The following is a 23,665-nucleotide window of genomic DNA, read 5'->3' as shown; positions in this document are numbered from 1 at the left end:
AGAAATCCGGATGGGCACGAAGATGATCTTCAAAGCCCCGCGAAGGGCCGCGCCACTTCGCCGGCGGCCACGAAGCGGCGCTCGCGCATCCACTTGGTCATGACCCACTTCTCGCCCCGGGTCACGGTCGCGCTGGCGTGCAGGGAGCGCGTGTCGACGCGGCCGTTTTCATCGCCGTACTCGAAGTAGCAGGCATTGCCGCGAATCGGCGAAACCGCCAGGCCAAGCTGCGGAAAGACGGTCTGGCCACCGTCCGCCACGTCGTTGAGATAGGTCACCAGAGTACTCACGCGCTGGCCGCTTCGCGCGATGGATTCACGGTTGGCGGCGTTGGTGGGGGCCAGATAGTCATAGTGAGGCTCGCTGCCTGCGCCGGTCGGGTAGTACAGCACCTGCAGCCCCTCGCCGTTTTCCAGCGGAAGGTTCATCAGCGCCGACAGGCGCCGATCGAGACGGGCGACCAGATCGTTCTCGCCCAGGCGGAAGAACATGCCCCAGCTGGCGCGCTTGTCGCTCACCACATCGCGGCCGCTGGTTGGATCGACGAGCGTAGACGGCTTCAGGCGCGGGCGCGCCATTTCGATGATGCCCTTGCATTCGTCGGCGTCCACGACGTTGCCAAGCGCGGCAAAGACCGGGTCTTCGCCTCGCGAGTGCACGACGATCTCGCGGTCGGCCGCCGAGATCCGCGTGCCCGGCGCGAGTCGCGCCACGGGCTTGGATGGAGCCTCGTCCGGCAGTTCGATGGCGTCGGCCGGCATCGCTGCGCCACGCTGGCGCGCATCGACGTAGGCCGCAACGATGGCCTGCGCCGCGCGCTCGTTCATGCCTTGCTTGAGCATCGTGGCCACCAGCGCGTGTGGCGCCTGGCCGGCATTGAGGTTGTGCGTGAGCCAGCGGCCCAGATCAGGCGAGAAGCGGACGACGGTGCTCATGAGGCATCACAGATGCGAGTCAAACCGGCCCCATCCGGGCGACCCAGCCCTTGTCGCCGAGCGTGAAGCCCTGGCGCAGTTGCAGCTGCCCGCCCGCGCCATTCGTGACGCGCGTGATCATCGGGAACACGCGCTGCGCGTCGGCGTTCTGCATCCACGGCGCCGTGTCGATCTGGTAGGTGTAGCTCACCACCGCCAGCGGATGGTTTGCGTCGGATGCGTCGACCTTGACGTCGACGATCTTCTCGCGCTTGAGATGCGCCACACAGAAGTCGTTGGCGTGCTCGGTTCCATGGTTTGCGTACGGATGCGGCTTGTAGAACTTGCGGCCAGCGTCGGTCAGCTCGAATCGTTTGACCGCGCCGTCCGGGTTCTCGCTGCTCTTCGGTACGGAGACGATGGTGCTGTGCACCAGGCCCAGTTGTTCCATCACCGGAAACTGGATGGCGTGGCGTGCACCGGAGCCGGCCTCGGCTTCGGTCAGGTCGATCGGCCAGTCGAACATTGAAAGGCAGATGTCGCCGCGCTGGGCCAGGTGGTCATCCAGTGCGGCCGCGAGATTCTCGGCGGTGGGTGCCTTGGCATCGTGGCTGGCGCTGCATGCGGCCAGCGCGCAGACGATGGCGATGCCTGTCAGGGTCTTGATCGAAGTCCGGGTGTGCCGGCTCGGGCTGATAGAGCGGAGATTCATGAGGTTTCTGGTTGATTTACGGGTAGCAGTGCATGGCGATCGCGGACCTAGTGCGCATCCAGTTCGTCCGCGACCCAGCCGCGCCGCGTGAGGTGAACGCCAAGGCGCACCTGCATCGTTCCTTCGCGCTGGATGGCGCGCGCCAGCAACGGGAAGACCTGCTGCACTTCGGGCGCGGTTGCCCAGGGATCGGGCGCGATGCGGTAGGTGAAGAGCAACGAGGTCGCGGTGCGGCCATCGCGTGTTTGCGGCGGGTCCCAGCCGATCAGGCGATCCAGGCTCAGGGTGGCCGCGCAGAAGTCGGCCGGGTGCGTGACCGTCTGCGTCGTGGTGCGTATCACCACGGGCACCTGCAGGTAGTACTTGCGCCCCGCATCGGTCAGCGCGTATTCGCGGGCCGGCACGGTGATGGCGACATCCTTGCCGGTCACCAGGCCCAGCTTCTCGAGCACCGGCATCTGCTGCGCATCGGGTTCGTGCGATCCGGCCGGCACCGTGATCGGCCAGGCGTATTTGGCCAGGCACACGTGCCCGCGCTGCGCGAGATAGTCGTTGACCGTCGCCGTGAAGTTGTCGCGATCCGGAAAGCGCGCCTGTTCGTTGTCGCAGCCGGCGAGCAAGGCCAGCGAGGCCAGCAGCACCAGCAGGGACGCGGCGCCGCCGATGCGTTGGGCAAGAACCGAGGTTGTGTTCGTCTTCACTTCACGCACCTGCCGGTGGTCGGTGGCGCAGAGGAAGGCTGGTAGCCGTCGCTCAGCGCACCCAGGAAGCAGACCAGGTCGGCGATCTGCTGCGGGGTCATCACCGGTGGGGAGCCAGGCGCGCGCGGCCGCGTGCCGCTGGCAAGCGTCTTCTCGCCGCCCTCGCCGGTGCCCATCGGAACTTCCTCGTCGATGCTGCCCTGCTGCGAGGCCGGCAGGTCGTTGTACTTGTTGACCGTCGCGCCCGGCACATGGGTGGGTTGCAGCGCCCAGCCCGGGTTGGCCTGCGGCGCACCGGTGCCGTCGTTGTTGGCGGGGTACCAGTACTCCGGGTTGGTGTCGCGCGTGTTGTAGAAGTTGACGACCTGCTCCAGCGAGTGGAGCACGCCGTTGTGGAAGAAAGCGCCCCGCGTCGCCACGTTGCGCAGCACCGGCACCTTGAACATGCCGCAGTACGGGTTTGCCGTGTTCGGCGTGGCAGGCATGTGGTCGGTGCGGAAGGGACCGCACAGTCCCATGTCGAAATATTTCGGGTCGTCGTTGGCCGAAATCGGGTCCGGATTGTTCGGGATCGACCTGTCATTGCGCGGCGCACCCAGGGTCTGGTAGGTGAAGTCGGTCATCAGGCCGGTGCTGCCATTGAAGTTGGCGCCCGTGTAGTGGCAGCCCGAGCAATTGGTGACGCCGGTGCTGTGAAACAGAACCTCGCCGCGCCGTTCGGCCGGCGTCAGCGTGCCGCCGATCTTGTTGAAGACATAGAGGTCGTACTTGCTGCTGTACGGGTGAAAGCTCAGGTCTTCCGTCTCCAGCGCCTGGATAGCGGTGCCGAGGGCGTCGAAAGCCTTGTCGGTGTTGCTGAACACATCGGCACCGAAAGCCTGTTTGAACAAGCCTGCATAGGTGCTGTTCTGAACCACCTTCACGACCGCCTCCTTCGAGGTGTTGTTCATCTCGACCGGATTGAGCAGCGGCATCCCGGCCTGTATCGCCAGCGTCGCCGCGCGGCCGTCCCACATGAGACCGCCACCGGGCGAATTGGTGGTCACGCCGTCAGGGTTCGGCGCGTCGTCGCTGTAGGCCGGCGTCGATGCCCTATAGCGCAAGGAGGGCACGGCGCGCGCGCCGGTCTGCGTGATGTCGGAGCCCAGTTGCACCGAGATGCTGTTCGGTGGACCGTAAGCGTATTGCGGGTCATGGCAGCTCGCACACGACATGTTCTTGCCGCTCGACAGATTCTTGTCGAAGAAGGCCAACTGCCCGACCTGCGCGCCCAGGCTCAGGGGCGGCTTGCGCGGGCCAGTGGCGCTGCTTGCCGTCGTTGCCGCGCTCTTGCCATCGCAAGCCGCTAAAGCCAATAGCGCTACCGAGAGCGCCATGACCAGCGGGACCGTCTTGTCCATTACCAGATTCATCATTCACCGTTGCATCTCGCAAGAGCTGCCATGTCGCCTTGGGTGAGTTCGCCTTGCGCGAGCTCGAAGGCCAGAAAAAAGCTGTTCCAGGCGGCCCCGCAAAGGATTCCGCCTGGAACACCGCACCCCTGGGGGGAGCGGCCTTCGGCTTACTTGGTCGCCCAGACGTTGTTCTGGCTCGCGTCGGGACCGACTTGCGGGGTGATCTGACCTTCCAGCTTGCCCGTAGCGGCGTCCTGCACGCCGACGATGTCATTCGCGTACAGCTTCTGGGTGTAGTTGGCCGGGATCACGTAGGCATGGTTGATCGGTCGCACGGAGTCGAAGTGCGTGTCCGCGCTGCTTTGGTATTCCGGCAGCGCAAGGATGTTGGCCGTGATGAACGCTTCCGTGTATTTGGTGCGGTTCAGGTACGACGCATCCACAGCCGGGTCGGCAATCTGGAACATGTCCTGCAGCGTGCGCAGGAACGCGAAGTGGCTGTAGGCATCGCTGTCTGCAACCTGCTTCTTCGCCGTGCCCAAGTCTTGCTGGTTGGACATGATGCCGAAGATCGAGTTGCCGTGACCGAAGTTGCCTCCGGCGTAGCCGCTCGGAGGGGTGGTGGCCGTCGCCTTGCCGTTCGCGTCCACGGTCACCGGCGCGGCGCCGGAAGCTGGGCCGCCCGCGTTCCAGCCGCAGCAGGAGCCGTTGTTGCCGCCTTCACCTTCGTCGTACATCACGACGATCGCGACGCGCTTGTGCGGGTTCTTCCACAGCGCCGAACTCCGGATCTTGTTGACCACCATGCCCAGATAGATGTCGGCGCGCACGGTGCCGGCGGCCTGGCCGTCGTTGTTGGTGTTCGCGCAGCTCGTGTCGGAGCCGACACCGTGCATGTCGTCGCACTGGTCCGGAACGATGAAGTTGATGTTGCCCACATCGCCCGTGTCCAGGTCCTTGCCGAACTGGTCGTAGATCCAGCCGCCAGGAACCGGGAAGATCGATGACTTGAGCCAGTCCGCTTCCTGGTACTGCGTGCCGAAGATGGTGCGGTTGTTGGCCACGAAATCGGGCAGGCTGCGGGCGCCCTGGAAGGCGATCGACGGGCCGTGCTTGACCTTGTAGAGGCCACCTTGCGCGGGGAAGTTGGGGGAGCCGACGAGGGTGGCCGGGGCGGAGCCGTCGAGGTTGGTGGCGCCCTTGAGCTTGCTCGAGTCGTAGGTGGCGGTAACGACATTGTCGAGGATGCTGTCGGCGCGCACGTCCTGGCCGGGGTTCATCGACTCGCTGTAGGTGCGGATGGTCAGGCCCGCCTTGGACATCGCCGTGAACAGGTTGCTGCCCGGGATGTTGTGCACGGTGCCGCCGGTCGGGTTATCACCGCAAGTCGTGTCGGCTGCGGAGTAATGGGAGCGGCTCTGGCTGTTCGCCGGCGGGAGCTTGCCCTGAGCGGGCATGGTCTGGCCGTCAGAAGCCGTGCCACCGGCGAATGCGACGTCCTTGATGTCGTAGGGAGCGACAGCGCCGCAACCGAACCAGTTGTCGTCGGTGATGCCGAAGTCGTCGCCGCCACCCAGCGCGGTGTAGTTCGGCTCGGACGGGTTGCCGGTCGAGTAGTACGTCTTCAGCTGGTTGTAGTTGTTCAGGATGTAGTTGATGTTGGCCGCGCGCGGGTTGCCAAGGATCACGTCGGTCGACTTGTTTTCCTCGACGATGACGAAGATGTTGTCGTAAGCCGGCACGCCTTCCACGTTGAAGGCCGCCTGCTGCGCCTGCGCGAAGGTGATGGGCGTCTGCTTTTGCGTCGGCACCGTGGGGGTGGCCTTGCTGCCATCGCTGTTGGTGAGTGTCACGCTCGACAGGCCGACGAGGCGGGGGTCGCCGCCCGCGACGGCCAGGTTGTCGGGGAACAGGTCCTTGCGGTCGAGCTTGGTCGTCGCGTAGGTGTAGCGGTTGGTCAGCTGGTTGTCTTCATACAGCGCCGCATACTGGGTCGCGCCGGCCAAGGTGTTGACGTCTGCCAGCGGGTCGGTGAACGCGGCCGTGCCGAGATTGAAGGCCGGCCCATTCAGGCGTGCGACGAGGTTGGCCTTCTCGGCCGCGTAGCTGCTGCCGTTGGCTTCCACCAGGCGTTGCGCTTCGCTCGACAGCGGGCTGATGACGATCTTGCTCGCGCCCTGGTCTGCGATCTGGGCGGCCGAGGCGCGCAGGATCAGGTGGCTGGCCACGGCGGCGCCGGTCGCGGTATTGATCGCGGCGGTGCCGATATCGGCCACCAGCGGTCCGGTCTGGGTGGTCGTCAGCGTGAACTTGCCGCTGGCGTCGGTGACGGTCGAGACTTCGCCGCTGTCGAGCACGCCGTTGCCGTTGGCATCGACGAAGACCGTGGCCTTCTGGTAGTAGCCAGCCTTCAGCGTCGGGTTGCCCGTGGTGCTGCCCGGCACGTAGCCGCTGGCGGTCACCACGCCGCTGAAGGTCGTGCTGGGAGTGCTGGCGGGCGGAGTGGTGATCGGGAAGAAGCCGCCGCCCCCGTCATTTCCTCCCCCGCAAGCGGCGAGCACGCAAGCCGCAACCGTCGTCAATGACGTGAGCAAAGCTTTTTTATTGAGAATGGGCATGTATATCCTGGGGCAGTGAGTTATGGATGGTTTTTACCGACCGGCAAGGGACAGCTGGGCATCGTCTTTTTCAGTAAGAAGCGCCAGATCGAGGAGGAATGTAGAAATAACGGGTGACATTTGTGTGTCAAAGGAGCAATGCATTTCCAATTCACGGAGTACTTGCTGACCCGCAATTTCTTTGCTCCCGCAATTCGCTGACCACAAGCTGACCAGAGAATTAGAAGACGATTAGCAACTAATTAGAAAAGAATTAGTAATGCAGCTTGCAGGCAGGCCTGCAGCCTTGCCACCCCGCTGATGGAGATCGGTTCGCGCAGGGCTTCGCCTCCGGAATTTCCTGTCTGGAAATTGGAGATGGAGTTCTGCTTGGGGAGTCCTGGACGGAAATTGCTGCGTCAAGTGCGCCGTTTTTCGGCAGCAATAGATTCACGGAATCAATGAATCCTTTGAGGCACGGCCCTACCCCGACCTGATTGCGGACGCGAAATTAGAGACCTCAGGTCTACGTGCGAGTTGGCCGGTCATGTAATTGACCATCGCTGAATTTTTGGAACTCAGTGCCCGTGCCGCGGAATCCAATACGCCAGCGTTCCCGCCGCGGCAAAGGCGATCAGTCCTGTCACGGCGATTCCCGCGGCAAGGGACAGGCCACCCGCCAGAAGAGACAGCAGCGCCGGGCCGCACGAGGAGCCGATGTCGGACATCAGGCGCCATATGCCGAGGAAGTGCGCGCGTCCGTGACGCGGCGAGTGGTCGGCGCCGAGGGTCATGATCATTCCCGAGCCGATACCGTTGCCGAAGCCGATTGCCAGCGAAGCGATCAACAGCGTGAAAACGCCGGACGTCAGGGGCATCAGCAGCATTGCCAGCCCCATGATCAGCATCGACGGCACCGCGACCCAGCGCCTGCCCTTCCTGTCCATCACCTTGCCCGCCGGGTAGAACACCAGCATGTCGACGCCACCGGCCAGACCGTAGATCAGCGAAGCCACCGAGGGCGCCAGCATCAGGTGGTCGGCCCACAGCGGAATCACGGCTTGGCGCGAAGCGCGTACCGCGCTGACCAGCACCACGCCGACACCAAGCGTGAGGAACACATGACGGTAGTCCCGCAGCGTCGAGACAACGGACGTCGAGGCCGGCGCCGCCTGCCCGGTCGGGAGCGGCGGCGCCTCGAGGTCGGGAATGCGCGCGCCAATGGCCGCAGCCCCCATCACCGCCACGATGCCGACCACATAGGCCGCCGACAGGCCGAACACATGCACCGCCCCGGCCGCGAGAAAAGGCCCGGCGAACATGCCGATGCGCATGACGCCGCCCAGCGTCGACAGCGCCCGCGCGCGGTATTCGATGGGCACCGCCTCGGTCATGTAGCTCTGGCGCGCGAGGTTGTAGACCGCTTGCGACATGCCCACCATGAAGCACCCCGTGGCGAACAGGCCGAGATGCGAGGTGAGCATGCACAGGAGCATGCCAAGACCGCTCCACACACCCGCCGCGACGATGGCCCAGCGCTCGCCCCAGCGCATGGTGATCATCGAGGCCGGGATGTTGTTGAGCAGCGAGCCGATGCCGATCATCGCGATCACCAGCGCGGCCATGGGCACGGAAGCACCGAGGCCGCGCGCCGTCAGCGGCACGATCGGCAAGATGGCGCCCTCGCCCAACCCGAACAACAGCGAAGGGGCGAAGGCCGGTACGGCGATGCGCCACAGTGAAAACGAAGGCGTGGAGGAAGAGGTCGAAGCGGCGGGCGGGATTGACATGCGCAGAAGGGTTCGGATTTGTGCCGCCGCCCGCCGGGCGGACAAAGGCGCGGCAATTGTCTCGCCGATGCCGAATGTCTGCAGAGCCTCTCCTTTCCTCACCCCGTCCTGCGTTGCATCTCCCGCGCGGTCTTGCCCACCACGTCCCTCAGCGACTGCACCATCGGATGCCCTTCCAGTTCCTTCAGCGTGAAGAAGCTCACCGGCGGCAGGTTCCAGTTCAACCTGTAGGGCAGCGCCGCCCAGTGCCCTGCGCGCTCCATGTCGGCCACCACGTCCCGCGCCAGGATGGCGATCGCGTTCGGCTCGGTCCGCAGCACCATCTCCATGCTGCGGATCGACGTGGTCTCCAGCATCGGCACTGGCGGCTGCACGCCGGCACCCACGAAGATCGCGTTGTAGGTCCTGCGCATGGGCGTGTTCGGCGGCGGCAGGATCCAGTCGAGCTGCGCCAGTCGCGCCCAATCAAGAGGCCCACGCGACAGGCGCTTGACGCTCTTCGCGGCCACCACGAGGCAGGGCTCCTGCTGGTAGATCGCCTCCTGCACCAGCCCCGTTGCATCGCCGTCGTACGAACGGCCGATCGCGCAGTCGAGCTCGCGCGCAACGAGGCCGGCGACGAGCTCGTCCGTCGTACCTTCGCGCGTCATCACGGCCATGCGCGGGGTGCGATCCAGCAGATGAGTGAGTGCCGCGGACAGCAGCTGTTGCGGCACCTGTTGCGTGAGGCCCAGCCGCAGGCGCCCGCTGCGCCCCGCCTCCAGTGAGGTGAGCACGCGCGTGGTGGCCTCCAGCTCCGCGAGCCAGCGCTGCGCGTAGTGCAGCACGGCCTCTCCGGCCAGCGTGGGCACGAGGCCGCGGCTGGTGCGCTCGAAGAGCCTGCTGCCGAAGATGTCTTCCGCCTCGCGCAGTGCCTTGGTGATGGCCGGCTGGCTCACCCGCATTTCGGCGGCCACACGGCCCAGCGTGCGGTGGCGGTCGATGGCCTGCAGAAGCGACAGCTGCCGCAACTTCAGGCGGGAGAGCAGTGTGTGCTGCAGGTCGGCGGCGGGGTCGCGGGCGGTCGGCATGGCCATAACTCCCAGGTTATCGGGTCATCAGAATTTAATGCACTTCGGTGAATTACGGCGCCTAGACTTTCTTCATGCCCATCGCCACCGCATCGATGCCCATGGCCCTCACGAACGAGCTTCTGGACTTGCTCGCCGAGGCGCGCAGCGCCGATGCAGCCCTGCGCCAGGTGGACCGCATGCGCAGCCTGATCGCAGGCGAAAGCATCTTCAGCATCCAGCAGAACGTGACGACCGCGCACGACCCGGCGGGCGAGATCCGGCTGCGCCGCTTGTATTCGTCCGAGACCGAGCGCCATCCGGTGGGCGGCACCAAGCGCAAGACGCTCACGCCGTGGACGCAATGCCTCTTCGTGCAGGGCCGGGTGTTTGTCGCGGAGGGCGCGGAAGCCGTGGCACCGCATTTCGACGACTTCGAGCAGATGCGCCCGTATGGCCTGCAGAGCGTGATCAACGTTCCCCTGCTCCGGGGCACCGTCTGCTACGCCACGTTCAATGTCTTCGGCACACGCCCCGAATGGCAGCCGCACGAAGTGCTGGGCATCCGCCTCCTGGCGCTGGCCGCGGCGCGCTGGGTGCCGGCCGCGCCCGGGCTCGCGTACCGCTTCACCGATATGTCCTTCACTTCGCCGATGGAGAGCTGACCATGCCAACAAAAATTCCTGTCGTGATCGTCGGAGGCGGCCCAGTGGGGCTGTCGATGGCCATTCTTCTGCAGCGCTTCGGCATCGAATTCGTGCTGCTCGAACGCAGCCCGACCACGACCGATCACCCCAAGGCGCGCGGCACGTACACGCGCACGATGGAGATCTTCCGGCAGTGGGGCATCGACGGGCTGATGAAGCGCCACGCGCTGCCCGACGGCGCGGACTTCTTCGCGTTCTGCGAATCGATGACCGGCCACGAATGGGGCCGCACCAACCCCGAGCCCAACGTGGGCCACTCGCCGTGCTGGAAGATCATCCAGTCGCAGGACACGGTCGAGGTGGAACTGCTGGACCATGCGCGCAAGAGCAAGATTGGCCAGTTCCTGTTCGGCCATGAGTTCGTGCAGTACGAAGAAAGCGCCGACGGCATCGCCGTGAGCGGCCGCAAGCTGGACACGGGCGAGATGCTCGCCTGGCAGGCCCAATACCTGATCGCAGCGGACGGCGCCGCCAGCTCGGTGCGCCGGCAGGCCGACATCGAGATGCGCGGGCCGGCCACGCTCGCGGTGATGGCCAACGAGTTCTGGCAGGCCGACCTCTCCCATGTGCGCGATGCCAAAACGTGCGCGGGCTGGCGCGTCTACGCGAAGGAGTCGCCCTACCCCATCACCACCGTGCTCAACACGAACGGCAAGGACCGGTGGCTCAATCTATTGCCCGTGGGGCGCGAGGTGGACGAGCGCACCGGCGAGCGCAGCGATGAAGAAGTCGTGCGCCTCGCCCGCACGGTCTCCGGCGTTCCCAACCTCGATGTGAAGGTCATCAACAGATCGGTGTGGCGCATGAGCCGCCAGGTGGCCGCGAGCTTCCGCAAAGGCCGCGTGCTGCTGGTGGGCGACTCGGCGCACCGCTTTCCGCCCAACGGCGGCTACGGCATGAACTCCGGCATCCAGGACGCGCACAACCTCGCGTGGAAGCTGGCGTTCGTGCTCACGGGACGCGCCGGCCCGCGCCTGCTGGACAGCTACGAGCAGGAGCGCCGCCCCGTGGCCGAGTCGAATGCCGACGTCAGCCTGCACAACGCGACGCGCTTCACCCGGTGCGACGAGGCGCTGCGCTCGGGCAACAAGGACCGCATCGACTTCTGGATTCGCGACAGCGACAACCACATCCACAGCATCGGGCAGTCGCTGGGCTTCTGCTACGAAGACGGCGCGGTCGTTCCCGACGGCACGGGCAGGCACGTGATGCGCCCGCGCTGGTACGAACCCACCGACCGGCCGGGTGCGCGCTTTCCGCACCTCTGGCTCGACCTGGCGCGGCGCCACACCACGCTCGACTGGTTCGATCGCGAGTTCGTGCTGGTCGCAGGCCCCAAGGCAGACGGGTGGATGGAGGCGGCGCGCGCCGTGTCCGGCAAGAACGGGCGCCTGGTGCAGGCACACCAGCTGGAAGACAGCCACGAGAAGGACGGCCTGCTGCTCGGCCTGCGCGGCGCGGTCCTCGTGCGGCCAGACGGGCACGTGGCATTCCGCATGCCGTGGACGCCATCGGACCCGACGGCCGAACTGTCTGCCGTTCTCGCCCGACTGCTGGACTGATGCCATGCCCGTCACCGCACTGCACCACTACACGATCCGCTGCACGCCGGACGAGCTGCCGCCGCTGGTCGACTTCTACACACGCGTGATGCGCCTGCAGGTCGGGGCGCGCCCGGAGATCCCCGCGCCCGGGGCCTGGCTCTATGCGGAGGGCCAGCCGATCGTGCACCTGTACGCGCACCTCGCGACACCTGACGCAGCGAGGCAGCCAGTCACGGGCCACGTCGATCACATCTCGTTCCGGTCGCGCGGACTGAAGGAAGTGCGCGAGCACCTCGATGCGCTGGGGGTGCCATACACCGAGGCGCCGATTCCCGGTTGGAACATCCACCAGCTGTTCCTGAACGACCCGCGCGGGCTGAAGATCGAGATGACCTTCTGGCTGGATCAAGAAGAAGGCGGTGCGGCATGACCGACTTCGTGCAGGCCGGCGAAGTGCGCATCGCCTTCGAACGCGAAGGACAGGGCCCTGCGCTGGTGCTGATGCACGGCGCGGAAGCAACGCGCGGAATGTTCGCCGCGCTGGTGCCGCACCTGTCGAAGCACTTCACCGTGATCTCGTACGACCAGCGCGATTGCGGCGACACGGAAGGACCAGAGCGCGTGGCGACGCTGGCGGACCTGGCCGGCGACGCACACCAGTTCATCAAGGCGCTCGGGCTCAAGCGTGCGCACGTGTTCGGGTCGTCGTTCGGCGGCAGGGTGGCGCAGGCCCTGGCGCTGCTGTATCCGCGGGCTATCGACCACCTGGTGCTCGCCAGCACCTGGCCGCTGCCGCGGCCGTATGAAGAACTCTGCCCGGAGGCACGCCGCCTGGCCGAACTGCGCCACGGACTGCCCGACACGGCCGACGAATTGGCGACCTGGTTCTTTCCGGAAGCTTATCTGCAGCAGCGGCCCGAACTGCGGCGCGTGTTCGCGAATGCCCGGCCCGAGTCGGCGCGCTCCCGGCGGCGAACAGCCACCGTGGCAACGGCCCTGGAGAACGGCGTGGCGGACATCGTGGCACCGACCCTGGTGCTGGCCGGCGAACTCGATCGCGTGGTGCCGGCTGCGGTAACGCTGGCCATGGCCGGCCGCATCCACGGTGCCGACGCCGTGCTGCTGCCAGCGATCGGGCATGTGGCGGCCATGCAGGCGCCGGAGGTTCTTGCCCATCACCTCATCCGCTTCCTGAAGCCCGAAGGAGCCAAGGCATGAACACCACCCTCCCCCTGCTGCAGGCGGCTCCCGAGGCGAAGAGCAGCGCCGACTACATCCGGATCGAGGGGCTCTCCAAGCACTTCGGCACGGGCAGCGAAGGCGTGCTCGCGCTCCAGCAGATCGACTGCAGCATCCAGCAGGGCAGCTTCGTCACCATCGTCGGCCCCAGCGGCTGCGGCAAGAGCACGCTGCTGCGCATCCTGGCCGGGCTGCTCGACTACCAGGTCGGCAGCGTGATGCTCGACGGCCAGCCGATCCAGGGCACGCGGCGCGACGTGGGCGTCGTGTTTCAAAGCTCGATCCTCCTGCCCTGGCGCACGGTGCTCGAGAACGTGATGCTGCCGGCCGAGGTGATCGGGCTGGACACGAAGAAGGCGCGCGAGCGCGCCATGCAACTGCTGCACATGGTTCGCCTCGACGGCTTCGAGCACAAGCTGCCGCGCCAGTTGAGCGGCGGCATGCAGCAGCGCGCCTCGATAGCGCGTGCGCTGCTGCACGACCCCAAGATCCTGTTGATGGACGAGCCCTTCGGCGCACTGGACGCGATGACGCGCGAGCGCATGAACCTCGAGCTGCAGCGCATCTGGATGGAGAGCGGCAAGACTGTCGTGCTGATCACGCACTCCATTCCCGAGGCCGTGTTCCTGGGCGACAAGGTGTTCGTGATGTCGCCTCGCCCGGGCACGCTGGAGCGCGTGCTGCCCATCGACCTGCCGCGGCCGCGAACGATGGAAGCAATGTCGCATCCGGCCTTCGCGTCGGCCTCCGCCTCGATCCGCGAGCGCTTCTCGCACGCCGCTTCATTCGACTGAAAGGACGCTGCCATGACGACCGCCATGTTGACCCCCGATTCCACCGCGCAGCCCGACGCCGTTGCCGCCCGGCCCAAGAAGGCGCCGCGCCCGCGCCGCGCCAACCCGCTGGCCTCCACGCGCGTGCAATCCATCCTGCTGTTGATCACGCTGCTCGGCTCGTGGGAAGCGGCCGTGCGGGGGTTCAAGTTGCCCAGGCACCTGGTTCCGCCGGTCAGCGACATCGCGGTCGCGCTCTGGCGTGGCTTCGCCACCGGGCCGATGGCCAAGGACGGCTTCTGGTACCACGGCGGCGTGACCCTCGCCGAGATCCTGCTGGGTTTCTTCATCGGCAGCGGCATCGGCCTGGCGATCGGCATCGTGGTCTCGCAGATGCCGAAGCTGGAGGCACTGCTGGAGCCCTACGTGGCCGCGCTGCAGAGCGTGCCCAAGGTGGCGGTGGCCCCCATCATCGTGGTCTGGCTCGGCTTCGGGATCAGCTCCAAGGTGGTGATCATCTGCCTGCTCACCTTCTTCCCGGTGCTTGTGACCGGCATCGCGGGCTTCAAGGCGGTAGACCCGGACCGCATCGACCTGCTGCGGTCGTTGTCCGCCACGCGCTGGCAGATTTTCCGCAAGGCCAAGTTCCCGAGTGCCCTGCCCTACATCTTCGCCGGCCTGAACATGGCCGCCGCCTTCAGCGTGGTGGGCGCGGTGGTGGGGGAGTTCGTCGGTGCCCAGGCCGGCCTGGGCGTGCTGATCCTGCAGATGGAGGCGCAGGCCGACACCGGCGGCAGCTTTGCGGTATGCGTCGTGCTCTCGGTCATCGGCATCCTGCTGACCGGGCTGCTGCGCCGCGTGCAGCGGCGGGTGCTGCACTGGATGCCTGCCGACACCTCGCAGCGCACCGTGAACGTTTGACTCGCCCTTGTGCGGCGGGCGCCTCCAGCCGCACGAACGACTGTTTTCTTCCAACGTGGCCGGCGCCCTGCCGGCAAGGAGTGGACCATGTTGACGCGACGTGATTTCGGCCTGGGGCTGGGTGCCCTCGGACTCGCCGGCGGGCTGCCGGCACTGGCGCAGAACCTGCGCGTGATGAAGGTGGCGAACACCGCGGCGGTCAACGACCCGCAGCAGTGCTTCGTGACTGCGGGCCAGCATCCGAAGCTGAACTTCTACAAGCCCGGCGGCGTGGACGTGGAGTACGTCAACATGTCGAACATGACGCAGGCGCTGCAAAGCCTGCGCGGCGGCCACGTGGATTTCGGGCCCGCCGTGCCCGGCATCCTGCTGCCGGCGATGGCCAAAGACCCGACGCTGGACCTGGTGAGCGTGTACAAGTGGCTGCCGCGCAATGCCAACGTGATCGTGGTGAAGCCGGGCAGCCCCATCAAGTCGGCCGCGGACCTGGCGGGCAAGCGCATCGGCGTGCGCAGCCAGGGCGACAGCGGCATCGTGGTCACCAAGACCATGCTCGCCGAGCTGGGCCTGAAGGACGAAAAATGCGAATACATCGCCATCGGCGACGGCGCGCCGGCCGGCGCGGCGATAGACAACGATCGCGTCGACGCGGTGGTGAGCTTCGACACCGCCGCGGCGCGCATCGAACTGATGGGCACGAAACTGCGCTACGTACCGATCACGCCGAAGTTCGCCCAGGTGGGGTCCGGCTGGATCTGCGTGCCGCGCAAGCTGCTGAAGGAGGAGCGCAAGGCGCTGGTGGCGCTGTTCCGCGGCATCGCGAAGTCCACGATCTTCGCGCACAACAACCTCGATGCCGGCATCGATCTGCACTGGGCCGTGTACCCCGAAAGCCGGCCCAAGGGCCGCACCGAGGAAGAAGTGCGCAAGGAACTGGCGTTCGTCCTGAAGGACCGCAAGAACAGCTGGATGCGCCGGCCGGACGATCCCGACCAGCGCATCGGCGCGTCGTCGCTGGCCGAGTGGAAGGCCAACATCGAGATGACCGCCGAGAGCAGCAAGAACCCCAAACTGGCCGAGGAGCTGGGTGATCCGAACCGGCTGTTCACCAACGAGCTGATCGACGAGATCAATGCCTTCGACAAGCAGGCGGTGGTGGAGATGGCGAAGGCGAAGGCTTTCAAGCTGTAGCCGCCTTTTGCGTTGTGGCCGACTGCGGACGCGTCTTGATTCAAGCAGTTGTGGGCCGCGCAAACTCGATCGGCAAATCCTTGAACTGCTTGCGCAGACCCGGCACGGGCGCCCCGCCCACCACGATGCGCGCAAACGCATCGAGCGGACTGAAGAAAGCGGGCCGCAGGCGGTTGAGCTTGCTTTCATCCACGATCAGGAAGCTCTGCGACGCACTGCGGATCGCCGCCTGCTTCACCGGCACTTCGTGAAAGTTGGAGCAGCTCGCGCCCCGCTCCAGGTCCAGCCCGCCGGCTGAAATGAAGGCCTTGTTCACGCCCAGCCGGTTGAGATATTGCAGCCCTTCGTCGGAAAAGAACGTGGCCGACGACGCGTGGTACAGCCCGCCCAGCAGCATCAACTGCGTGTTCGGCCGGCGGCTGAGGATCGACGCGATGTTCGTGGAGTAACACACCACGCTCAGCGGCATGTCGGGCGGCAAGGCCTCCGCGAAATGGACCATGGTGGTGCCGCAGTCGATGAACAGGCTGTCGTGCGCCTGCACCCATGTGGCGGCGCGTTCGCAGGCCACGCGCTTGTGCGCCGCGTGCTGGTCGCTGGCCTCGTCGAGCGAGTACCTGTCGGCGCCCGGCAGCGTTGTCGCAAGCACGTAGCCACCGAGGGCGGTGAGCGGTGAATCGGCGGCCGACAAGTCGCGGCGGATCGTCATTTCCGTCACGTCCAGCCTCTGGGCGGCCTGCTTGATCGGCAACGGTCCGCCGGCCTCGACGAGCTCCTGCATCTTTGCAAGGCGCAAGGCCCGAGCCTCGGCGCCGGCGGTCTTTCGCATGTTCTGGTTCCTCTGGTCCACAAGTCTGAGTATCGGGCATCGAAAATGTTATTTCAAAAACATCTTGCGCAGATAAATGTTATTGAAATAACATTCACTCCAATGCGCCACCGGCCCTGCACGGCGGCCTGCACAACGATCGGAGACAAAGACATGCCCCTTGCCTGCCTGCCGCTCACGCGGCGCCTGCGCGCCCCGGCGCCCTTCACTCCATGACCTCCACTTCCCTCGTTCGCGCCAGCGGCGCGGTGCGCTCGCGCCCCATTCCGACCGTCGCGACTGCGTCGCCTCCTGCCGCTGCCACCGCGACGACGCCCGACAAAAAGCCGCACACCATCGCGCGCAACGCCGTGCAACCCTTCGACACCGGCTGGTTCGACAACATCCGCGTCAACCTCTCGGCCGCCGAACGCCGCGTGGCCACGCTGCCCGGCCGCCGCTCGGTCAAGAAAGATGCGCAGGCCGGCTGGCTGCTCAAGGCCATCACCTGCATCGACCTGACCACGCTCAACGGCGACGACACGGCCGAGCGCGTGCGCAGGCTGTGCGCCAAGGCCGTGACCCCCGTGCGCCCCGACCTGCTGGCCGCGCTGGGCTTTGCAGATCGCACGCTGCACACCGGCGCGGTCTGCGTCTATCACCGCTTCGTGGCCACGGCCGTGGATGCGCTCGCGGGCACCGGCATTCCGGTGGCAGCAGTGTCCACAGGCTTTCCGGCGGGGCTGATTCCGCACGAGCTCAAGCTCAAGGAGATCGAAGCCTCGGTGCGCGACGGCGCGGCCGAGATCGACATCGTCATCACGCGCGAGCACGTGCTCACCGGCCAGTGGCGCAAGCTCTACGACGAGATGCTCGACTTTCGCCTCGCCGCGGGCGATGCGCACGTGAAGGCCATCCTCGCGACGGGCGAACTCAAGACGCTGCGCAACGTGGCCAAGGCCTCGATGGTCTGCATGATGGCCGGCGCCGATTTCATCAAGACCTCTACCGGCAAGGAAGGCGTGAACGCCACGCCGCTGGTCACGCTGGTGATGCTGCGCATGATCCGCGAGTACGAAGCCCGCACGGGTTTTCGCGTGGGCTACAAGCCCGCAGGCGGTGTCTCCACCGCCAAGACCGCGCTCGACTACCAGGTGCTCATGAAGGAAGAGCTGGGCCGCGCATGGCTCGAGCCCGACCTGTTCCGCATCGGCGCTTCCACCCTGCTGGCCGACATCGAGCGCCAGCTGGAACACCACGTCACGGGCCGCTACTCGGCCTTTCACCGCCACCCGATCGGATGACCCGATGAGCAGCAACAGCAGCGTCGCACGCTATTTCGACACCATGGACTACGGCCCCGCGCCAGAGAGCGACACCGACGCCCGCCAATGGCTCTCGCGCCATGCAGAAGGCTTCGGCCACTTCATCGGCGGGCAATTCACCGCCGCATCGGCCGGCCCGCATTTCGACACGGCCGAACCAGCCACCGGCCAGCGGCTCGCCGGCATTGCACAGGGGTCCGCGCAGGACGTGGACGCCGCCGTCGCCGCGGCGCGCGCCGCGCAGCCCGGCTGGCTGGCACTCGGCGGCCACGGCCGTGCACGGCATCTGTACGCCCTGGCGCGCATGGTGCAGCGCCATGCGCGCCTGCTCGCGGTGGTCGAGGCGCTGGACAACGGCAAGCCGATCCGCGAGACCCGCGACCTCGACGTGCCGCTGGTGGCGCGCCACTTCTATCACCACGCCGGCTGGGCCCAGCTGCAGGAGCGCGAGTTCGCCGACCAGGTGCCGCTGGGCGTGATCGGCCAGATCATTCCCTGGAACTTCCCGCTGCTGATGCTGGCTTGGAAGATCGCGCCCGCGCTTGCGCTGGGCAACACGGTGGTGCTCAAGCCCGCGGAGTTCACGCCGCTGAGCGCCCTGCTGTTCGCCGAACTCGCGGCGCAGGCCGGCCTGCCCGCCGGCGTGCTGAACGTGGTGACCGGCGACGGCGCCACGGGCGCGGCGCTGGTGGCGCACGAAGGCGTCGACAAGATCGCCTTCACCGGCTCGACCGACGTGGGCCGCCTGATTCGCGAAGCCACCGCCGGCTCGGGCAAGTCGCTCACGCTGGAGTTGGGCGGCAAGTCGCCCTTCATCGTGTTCGACGACGCCGACATCGATGCCGCCGTGGAAGGCGTGGTCGACGCCATCTGGTTCAACCAGGGCCAGGTGTGCTGCGCCGGCTCGCGGCTGCTGCTGCAGGAAGGCATTGCGGCCGACTTCATCGAACGCCTCAAGCGCCGCATGCAGAGCCTTCGCGTAGGCCTGCCGCTGGACAAGGCAATCGACATCGGCAGCCTGATCGACTCCTCGCAGCTCGAACGCGTGCGTTCGCTGGTGGCCACCGGCGTGCGCGAAGGCGCAGTCTGCTACCAGCCACCGGGCGCGCTGCCTGCGGGCGGCAGCTTCTTTCCGCCCACGCTGCTGATGGGTGTGCACCCTGCTTCCACCGTCGCGACCGAAGAGATCTTCGGCCCGGTGCTGGTGACCATGACCTTCCGCACGCCCGACGAGGCCGTGGCACTGGCCAACAACACGCGCTACGGTCTCGCCGCCAGCGTGTGGAGCGAGACCATCGGCCTTGCGCTGGGTATCGCGCCGCAGCTGCAGGCCGGCGTGGTGTGGGTCAACGCAACCAATCTGTTCGACGCGGGCGTGGGCTTCGGCGGCTACCGCGAATCGGGCTACGGCCGCGAAGGCGGACGCGAAGGCTGCTACGAATACCTGAAGCCGCGCGCGTGGGCCGCGCGCAAGCCGCGTTCGGCAACTGCATTTGCCCAAGCTGCGAACGAGGCAGACAAGGCACCGGTCGCTGCCGGGCTCCCGGCCATCGACCGCACGGCCAAGCTGTTCATCGGCGGCAAGCAGGTGCGCCCGGATGGCGAGCTCTCGCACCCCGTGCTCTCCGCCGCCGGCCAACGGCTCGGCGAGGTGGGCACCGGCAACCGCAAGGACATCCGCAACGCCGTGGCCGCCGCGCGCGCCGCCGCGGCCTGGTCGAGCGCCACGCCGCACCGCCGTGCCCAGGCGCTCTACTACCTGGCCGAAAACCTCTCTGCACGCGCCGGCGAATTCGCCGCGCGCCTCACGAGCCTGACCGGCGTGGCCGCGCGCGCCGCGCAGGCCGAAGTCGATGCCGCCGTGAGCCGCCTCTTCGCCTACGGTGCATGGGCAGACAAGTACGAAGGCACTGTGCACGTGCCGCCGCTGCGCGGCGTGGCGCTCGCCACCGTCGAGGCCATCGGCGTGGTCGGCGTGGTGTGCCCCGACGAGGCGCCGCTGCTGTCCTTCGTGAGCCTGCTGGCGCCGCTGCTCGCCATGGGCAACCGCACGGTGATCGTGCCGAGCGAGAAGCATCCGCTGATCGCGACCGACTTTTATCAGGTGCTCGAGACCTCCGACCTGCCGGCCGGCGTGGTCAACCTCGTGACCGGCCCCGCCGCCGGCCTCGCACAGACGCTGGCCGAGCACGACGACGTCGATGCGCTGTGGGCCTTCGGTGCGAAGGAGTTGTCGCGCACCGCCGAGCGGCTGTCGATCGGCAACCTCAAGCGCACGCTGGTCGATCACGGCCTGGCCACCGACTGGCACGACGGCGCGGCGGCCGAAGGCCCGCTGTTCCTGCGGCACGCCACGCAGGTCAAGAACATCTGGATTCCCTATGGCGAATGAGCGTTGTCAGCGCCTCCAAAGCCTCGAAAACCAAGGGAAATCCCTGAATAGCAAACGTTTGCGCAAACGTTTTCTTTCCCTAAGATCGCAGCCAATCGAACCGTTCCATCGCCAGGAGTCCGCATGCTGAAGTCCATCCATCCGCTGCTCAATGCCGACGTGCTGTACGCCTTGCGCGCCATGGGCCATGGCGACGAACTGGTGCTGTGCGATGCCAACTTTCCGGCCGACTCGGTGGCGCGCCAGACCACGCTGGGCCGGCTGCTGCGCATCGACGGCGTGGGCACCACCGAGGCGGCGCGCGCCATCCTGTCGGTGCTGCCGCTCGACGAGGCGGTGGACGATCCGGCGCGACGCATGGAAATCATGGGCCAGCCACACGAGATCCCGCCGGTGCAGCAGGAAATGCAGCGCGAGATCGATGCGGCCGAGGGGCGCGTGCGTCCGCTCGGCTCCATCGAACGCTTCGCCTTCTATGAAGCCGCGCGCCGCGCCTACTGCGTTGTCGCCACCGGCGAGCGCCGCTTCTACGGCTGCTTCATCTTCAAAAAGGGCGTGCTCGCGCCGCAGGCCTGACCCCATGACCGTCATCACTTCCAGGCAGCACGGCGTTGCCGTGCTCGGCATCTTCGTCGCCGACCTCGCGTTTCGCGCGTCCAGCCTTCCGGGCGTGGGCCAGACCATCGCCGGCTCCGGCTTCGCAATGGGCCCGGGCGGCAAGGGATCGAACCAGGCCGTGGCAGCCGCACGCGCAGGCGCCCGTGTGACGTTCATATCCAAGCTGGGGCAGGACGCCTTCGGCAACGACGCGCTCGCCCTGTGGTCGCGCGAAGGCATCACGCCGCGTGCGCCGCAAGTGACGGCGCAGCCGACCGGCGCGGCGTTCATCTACGTGCACGAAGTCACCGGCGACAACGCCATCATCGTGGTGCCGGGCGCCGCAATGCTGATCGATGCCGCCGACGTCGACGCGGCGGCCGATGCGATCCGCGGCGCACGCGTGTTCGTCACCCAGCTCGAACAGCCGGCCGCCGCTGCGCGCCGCGGGCTGGAGATTGCGCGTGAAGCCGGCACGGTCACCGTGTTCAACCCCGCGCCCGCCCTGCCCTTCGACGACGCGCTCTACGCGCTGTGCGACTACATCACGCCCAACGAGCACGAAGCCGCTGCCCTGAGCGGCATGCCCGTCGAAACCATTGAGGACGCGCGCCGCGCGGGCGACTTCTTCCTCGCCAAGGGCGTGGGCTGCGCGCTCATCACGCTCGGCGACAAGGGCGCCCTGCTGCACAGCGCCGAGGGCTCCGAGCACATTCCGGTGTTCCGGGCCGGCGCGGTGAAGGAAACCGCCGGCGCGGGCGACGCCTTCAACGGCGGCTTTGCGGCCGCGCTGGCCGAAGGCGCCACCGCCCGCGAGGCGGCGCGCTTCGGCGCGGCGGTCGCGGCCATCTCCGTGACGCGTGCCGGCACGGCGCCCTCGATGCCCACGCGCGCCGAGGTCGATGCGCTGCTGGGCCGCGCCGCCTGACAGGACCTTGCCCATGAAGCTCAAGTTTTCAGACCGCGAACTCAACTTCCTGGTCGGCATCAACGTCCTCATCCTCGTGGTGGCGACGGTGCTGTCCAAAGGGGACTTTCTCGACGTCTACAACTTCCAGTCCATGGGTGGCCAGCTGCCCGAGCTCGGCCTGCTGGCCATGGGCGTGGCGCTGTCGATGATCTCGGGCAACGGCGGCATCGACCTGTCGGGCGTGGCACTGGCCAACCTGGCCGGCGTGGTGGCCGCCACCCTCGCGCCGCAGCTGGCCGCGCCCGATGTATCGCCCTGGCTCTACACCGGCTGGTTCGCCGTCATCGCGCTGGCGGTGGGCCTGGCCGGCGGGCTGCTCAACGGCATGCTGATCGCGAAGGCGGGCCTCACGCCCATTCTCTGCACGCTGGGCACGCAGCTGCTCTACACCGGCCTGGCAGTGGTGCTCACGGGTGGCTCCAGCCTGCGCGTGGGCGATGCCGAGGCGCTCTCGGCCATCGGCAACGAGATGGTGCTGGGCGTGCCGATTCCGTTCGTGATCTTCCTCGTGATGCTGATGGCCGTCGGCTGGTTGCTGCGGCAAAGCCCCTTCGGCATCCGCCTGTTCCTGCTCGGCACCAACGCCAAGGCGGCGCGCTACGCCGGCATCTCGCAGGCCCGCATGCTGATAGCGACCTACGCGCTGTGCGGATTCCTCGCAGCCGTGGCCGGCGTGATCATTGCCGCGCGCACCGCGAGCGTGAAGTCGGACTACGGCAACTCCTATCTGCTGATCGCCATCCTCATCACGGTGATGGCGGGCGTTCGGCCGCAGGGGGGCTACGGGCGCATGGTGTGCCTGTTCTTCTCGGCAGTGGCGCTGCAGCTGCTGTCGAGCACCTTCAACCTGCTGGGCATTTCCAACTTCTTCCGCGACTGCGCCTGGGGCCTGCTGCTGCTGTTCTTCCTGGCCTACGGGCGCTTCGGCCTGCAGGACCTGCGCGTCTTTCTTTCCACTTCGCGCTCCAGCGCACCGCCGCACCAGCTCCCTCCTGGCGCGACGCAAAGAAACCCCGAGGGCTAGGAGACAACATGCTGAAGAAAACAAAGATCGCCTGCACCGTACTCGCGCTGACCACCGTGGCCTTTGCCTCGGCGCTGCACGCACAGGGCAAGCCGCAAGACATCGTCACCGTGGTCAAGATCACCGGCATCAGCTGGTTCAACCGCATGGAAGTGGGGGTGAAGGAATTCGGCGCGAGCACACCGGGCGTGACCACGCGCCAGATTGGCCCGGCCCAGTCGGACGCCGCGCAGCAGCAGCGCCTGGTCGAAGACCTGGTGGCCAAGAAGGTCGACGCCATCGCAGTGGTCTCGATGGACCCGCCCACGCTGGAGCCGGTGCTCAAGCGCGCGATGGAGCGCGGCATCAAGGTCGTGACGCACGAGGCCGACAACCAGAAGAACACCATGGTCGACATCGAGGCCTTCGACAACACGGCCTACGGCGCGCGCATCAACGAGCGCCTGGCGGCCTGCATGGGCCAGCAGGGCAAGTGGACCTCGCTGGTCGGCTCGCTCGGCAGCCAGTCGCAGGTGCAGTGGGCCGACGGCGGCGCCTCGAACGCGAAGAAGTACCCCAAGATGCAACTGGTCGATGCCAAGAACGAATCGCTCAACGACGCCGAGAAGGCCTACGGCAAGGCCAAGGAAATGCTGCGCAAGCACCCCGACCTGAAGGGCTTCCAGGGCTCGTCGTCGCTCGACGTGCTGGGCATCGGCCGCGCGGTGGAAGAAGCCGGCCTGCAGGGCAAGGTCTGCGTGTTCGGCACGGGCCTGCCCAGCGAAGCGGCCAAGTTCCTCGAGTCGGGCGCGGTCGGCGGCATCGCCTTCTGGGACCCGAAGGACGCCGGCCTCGTCATGAACAAGGCGGCCAAGATGCTGATCGACGGCAAGACCATCGCCGACGGCGCCGACATGGGCGTGCCGGGCTACAACAAGGTCTCGGTCAAGAAGGGACCGGGCGTCGGCATCATCGTCACGGGGCAGGCCTGGGTCGAGGTCGACAAGCAGAACTACAAGAAGTACGCCTTCTGAGCCT

21 protein-coding genes are annotated in these 23,665 nt (G+C 66.8%); 13 read left to right on the top strand and 8 right to left on the bottom strand.

What is annotated here, in order from left to right; genetic code table 11:
• Window positions 1–29: 29 nt before the first annotated feature.
• The 7 genes from ACSFBF_RS10455 to ACSFBF_RS10425 all read right to left on the bottom strand — a co-directional run bounded on the left by ACSFBF_RS10455 (window position 30) and on the right by ACSFBF_RS10425 (window position 9,178).
• A complete protein-coding gene (locus ACSFBF_RS10455) occupies window positions 30–935 on the bottom strand; it encodes a 2OG-Fe(II) oxygenase (protein WP_435466610.1) in 906 nt (301 codons plus the stop codon).
• A gap of 19 nt (window positions 936–954) precedes the next feature.
• A complete protein-coding gene (locus tag ACSFBF_RS10450) occupies window positions 955–1,626 on the bottom strand; it encodes a hypothetical protein (RefSeq protein WP_435466608.1) in 672 nt (223 codons plus the stop codon).
• A 47-nt stretch (window positions 1,627–1,673) separates the two neighbouring features.
• Window positions 1,674–2,327, bottom strand: coding sequence for a hypothetical protein (locus ACSFBF_RS10445; protein WP_435466606.1), 654 nt, complete (start codon window positions 2,325–2,327; stop codon window positions 1,674–1,676).
• Window positions 2,324–3,727: a cytochrome-c peroxidase gene (locus ACSFBF_RS10440; protein ID WP_435466604.1), complete on the bottom strand. Its 1,404-nt coding sequence runs from the start codon at window positions 3,725–3,727 to the stop codon at window positions 2,324–2,326. Before ACSFBF_RS10440 ends, ACSFBF_RS10445 begins: the two co-directional genes overlap by 4 nt.
• Before the next feature lie 161 nt (window positions 3,728–3,888).
• Complete coding sequence (locus ACSFBF_RS10435; protein WP_435466602.1) at window positions 3,889–6,339, bottom strand: alkaline phosphatase family protein; 2,451 nt, start codon at window positions 6,337–6,339, stop codon at window positions 3,889–3,891.
• Between the two features lie 557 nt (window positions 6,340–6,896).
• Window positions 6,897–8,108: an MFS transporter gene (locus ACSFBF_RS10430; protein WP_435466600.1), complete on the bottom strand. Its 1,212-nt coding sequence runs from the start codon at window positions 8,106–8,108 to the stop codon at window positions 6,897–6,899.
• A 98-nt stretch (window positions 8,109–8,206) separates the two neighbouring features.
• Window positions 8,207–9,178, bottom strand: coding sequence for a LysR family transcriptional regulator (locus ACSFBF_RS10425; protein ID WP_435466596.1), 972 nt, complete (start codon window positions 9,176–9,178; stop codon window positions 8,207–8,209).
• Window positions 9,179–9,252: 74 nt separating this feature from the next.
• Between ACSFBF_RS10425 and ACSFBF_RS10420 the strand changes: the two genes are divergently transcribed.
• The 7 genes from ACSFBF_RS10420 to ACSFBF_RS10390 all read left to right on the top strand — a co-directional run bounded on the left by ACSFBF_RS10420 (window position 9,253) and on the right by ACSFBF_RS10390 (window position 15,532).
• Window positions 9,253–9,822 carry a GAF domain-containing protein gene (locus tag ACSFBF_RS10420; protein ID WP_435466594.1) on the top strand — a complete coding sequence of 190 codons (570 nt, stop codon included), beginning with the start codon at window positions 9,253–9,255 and terminating at the stop codon, window positions 9,820–9,822.
• 2 nt (window positions 9,823–9,824) lie between these two features.
• Entirely contained in the window at window positions 9,825–11,426 is a 1,602-nt protein-coding gene (locus ACSFBF_RS10415; protein ID WP_435466592.1) for an FAD-dependent monooxygenase, read from the top strand.
• A gap of 4 nt (window positions 11,427–11,430) precedes the next feature.
• Complete coding sequence (locus ACSFBF_RS10410) at window positions 11,431–11,838, top strand: VOC family protein (protein ID WP_435466590.1); 408 nt, start codon at window positions 11,431–11,433, stop codon at window positions 11,836–11,838.
• Window positions 11,835–12,626, top strand: coding sequence for an alpha/beta fold hydrolase (locus ACSFBF_RS10405; protein WP_435466588.1), 792 nt, complete (start codon window positions 11,835–11,837; stop codon window positions 12,624–12,626). Before ACSFBF_RS10410 ends, ACSFBF_RS10405 begins: the two co-directional genes overlap by 4 nt.
• Window positions 12,623–13,441, top strand: coding sequence for an ABC transporter ATP-binding protein (locus ACSFBF_RS10400; RefSeq protein WP_435466586.1), 819 nt, complete (start codon window positions 12,623–12,625; stop codon window positions 13,439–13,441). Before ACSFBF_RS10405 ends, ACSFBF_RS10400 begins: the two co-directional genes overlap by 4 nt.
• A gap of 12 nt (window positions 13,442–13,453) precedes the next feature.
• A complete protein-coding gene (locus tag ACSFBF_RS10395; RefSeq protein ID WP_435466584.1) occupies window positions 13,454–14,341 on the top strand; it encodes an ABC transporter permease in 888 nt (295 codons plus the stop codon).
• Window positions 14,342–14,428: 87 nt separating this feature from the next.
• A complete protein-coding gene (locus ACSFBF_RS10390) occupies window positions 14,429–15,532 on the top strand; it encodes an ABC transporter substrate-binding protein (protein WP_435466582.1) in 1,104 nt (367 codons plus the stop codon).
• A 40-nt stretch (window positions 15,533–15,572) separates the two neighbouring features.
• Here ACSFBF_RS10390 and ACSFBF_RS10385 read toward each other — a convergent pair whose 3' ends face one another.
• A complete protein-coding gene (locus tag ACSFBF_RS10385; RefSeq protein WP_093059624.1) occupies window positions 15,573–16,361 on the bottom strand; it encodes a DeoR/GlpR family DNA-binding transcription regulator in 789 nt (262 codons plus the stop codon).
• Window positions 16,362–16,624: 263 nt separating this feature from the next.
• On the opposite strand from ACSFBF_RS10385, the gene deoC reads away from it, so the two are divergent.
• The 6 genes from deoC (at window position 16,625) to ACSFBF_RS10355 (ending at window position 23,661) form a co-directional block, all read left to right on the top strand.
• Window positions 16,625–17,644 (top strand): deoxyribose-phosphate aldolase, encoded by a 1,020-nt coding sequence (gene deoC, locus ACSFBF_RS10380; protein WP_435467398.1) that lies wholly within the window; start codon window positions 16,625–16,627, stop codon window positions 17,642–17,644.
• A 4-nt stretch (window positions 17,645–17,648) separates the two neighbouring features.
• On the top strand, window positions 17,649–20,057 hold the full coding sequence (locus ACSFBF_RS10375) for an aldehyde dehydrogenase family protein (protein WP_435466579.1): 2,409 nt from the start codon (window positions 17,649–17,651) through the stop codon (window positions 20,055–20,057).
• Between the two features lie 123 nt (window positions 20,058–20,180).
• Entirely contained in the window at window positions 20,181–20,633 is a 453-nt protein-coding gene (locus tag ACSFBF_RS10370; protein WP_435466577.1) for an RbsD/FucU family protein, read from the top strand.
• A 4-nt stretch (window positions 20,634–20,637) separates the two neighbouring features.
• Entirely contained in the window at window positions 20,638–21,582 is a 945-nt protein-coding gene (gene rbsK / locus ACSFBF_RS10365; RefSeq protein WP_435466575.1) for a ribokinase, read from the top strand.
• A 13-nt stretch (window positions 21,583–21,595) separates the two neighbouring features.
• On the top strand, window positions 21,596–22,648 hold the full coding sequence (locus tag ACSFBF_RS10360) for an ABC transporter permease (RefSeq protein ID WP_435466573.1): 1,053 nt from the start codon (window positions 21,596–21,598) through the stop codon (window positions 22,646–22,648).
• A gap of 8 nt (window positions 22,649–22,656) precedes the next feature.
• Window positions 22,657–23,661 (top strand): substrate-binding domain-containing protein, encoded by a 1,005-nt coding sequence (locus ACSFBF_RS10355; protein ID WP_435466571.1) that lies wholly within the window; start codon window positions 22,657–22,659, stop codon window positions 23,659–23,661.
• Window positions 23,662–23,665 lie beyond the last annotated feature (4 nt).

This window comes from Variovorax nivicola (assembly GCF_051216475.1).
Classification (GTDB): domain Bacteria; phylum Pseudomonadota; class Gammaproteobacteria; order Burkholderiales; family Burkholderiaceae_C; genus Variovorax.
The sequence above is the reverse complement of the archived record's forward strand: the minus strand, read 5'-3'. Positions and strand labels throughout refer to the sequence as shown.

Excerpts from the sequence above, each read along its gene's own strand:
- ACSFBF_RS10400 (WP_435466586.1), top strand. The coding sequence starts at position 12,623 with ATGAACACCACCCTCCCCCTGCTGCAGGCGGCTCCCGAGGCGAAGAGC.
- ACSFBF_RS10435 (WP_435466602.1), bottom strand. The coding sequence starts at position 6,339 with ATGCCCATTCTCAATAAAAAAGCTTTGCTCACGTCATTGACGACGGTT.
- ACSFBF_RS10450 (WP_435466608.1), bottom strand. The coding sequence starts at position 1,626 with ATGAATCTCCGCTCTATCAGCCCGAGCCGGCACACCCGGACTTCGATC.
- ACSFBF_RS10360 (WP_435466573.1), top strand. The coding sequence starts at position 21,596 with ATGAAGCTCAAGTTTTCAGACCGCGAACTCAACTTCCTGGTCGGCATC.
- ACSFBF_RS10425 (WP_435466596.1), bottom strand. The coding sequence starts at position 9,178 with ATGCCGACCGCCCGCGACCCCGCCGCCGACCTGCAGCACACACTGCTC.
- ACSFBF_RS10385 (WP_093059624.1), bottom strand. The coding sequence starts at position 16,361 with ATGCGAAAGACCGCCGGCGCCGAGGCTCGGGCCTTGCGCCTTGCAAAG.
- ACSFBF_RS10430 (WP_435466600.1), bottom strand. The coding sequence starts at position 8,108 with ATGTCAATCCCGCCCGCCGCTTCGACCTCTTCCTCCACGCCTTCGTTT.
- rbsK (WP_435466575.1), top strand. The coding sequence starts at position 20,638 with ATGACCGTCATCACTTCCAGGCAGCACGGCGTTGCCGTGCTCGGCATC.
- ACSFBF_RS10440 (WP_435466604.1), bottom strand. The coding sequence starts at position 3,727 with ATGGACAAGACGGTCCCGCTGGTCATGGCGCTCTCGGTAGCGCTATTG.
- ACSFBF_RS10375 (WP_435466579.1), top strand. The coding sequence starts at position 17,649 with ATGAGCAGCAACAGCAGCGTCGCACGCTATTTCGACACCATGGACTAC.
- ACSFBF_RS10395 (WP_435466584.1), top strand. The coding sequence starts at position 13,454 with ATGACGACCGCCATGTTGACCCCCGATTCCACCGCGCAGCCCGACGCC.
- ACSFBF_RS10390 (WP_435466582.1), top strand. The coding sequence starts at position 14,429 with ATGTTGACGCGACGTGATTTCGGCCTGGGGCTGGGTGCCCTCGGACTC.
- ACSFBF_RS10405 (WP_435466588.1), top strand. The coding sequence starts at position 11,835 with ATGACCGACTTCGTGCAGGCCGGCGAAGTGCGCATCGCCTTCGAACGC.
- ACSFBF_RS10410 (WP_435466590.1), top strand. The coding sequence starts at position 11,431 with ATGCCCGTCACCGCACTGCACCACTACACGATCCGCTGCACGCCGGAC.
- ACSFBF_RS10455 (WP_435466610.1), bottom strand. The coding sequence starts at position 935 with ATGAGCACCGTCGTCCGCTTCTCGCCTGATCTGGGCCGCTGGCTCACG.
- ACSFBF_RS10420 (WP_435466594.1), top strand. The coding sequence starts at position 9,253 with ATGCCCATCGCCACCGCATCGATGCCCATGGCCCTCACGAACGAGCTT.
- ACSFBF_RS10370 (WP_435466577.1), top strand. The coding sequence starts at position 20,181 with ATGCTGAAGTCCATCCATCCGCTGCTCAATGCCGACGTGCTGTACGCC.
- ACSFBF_RS10355 (WP_435466571.1), top strand. The coding sequence starts at position 22,657 with ATGCTGAAGAAAACAAAGATCGCCTGCACCGTACTCGCGCTGACCACC.
- ACSFBF_RS10415 (WP_435466592.1), top strand. The coding sequence starts at position 9,825 with ATGCCAACAAAAATTCCTGTCGTGATCGTCGGAGGCGGCCCAGTGGGG.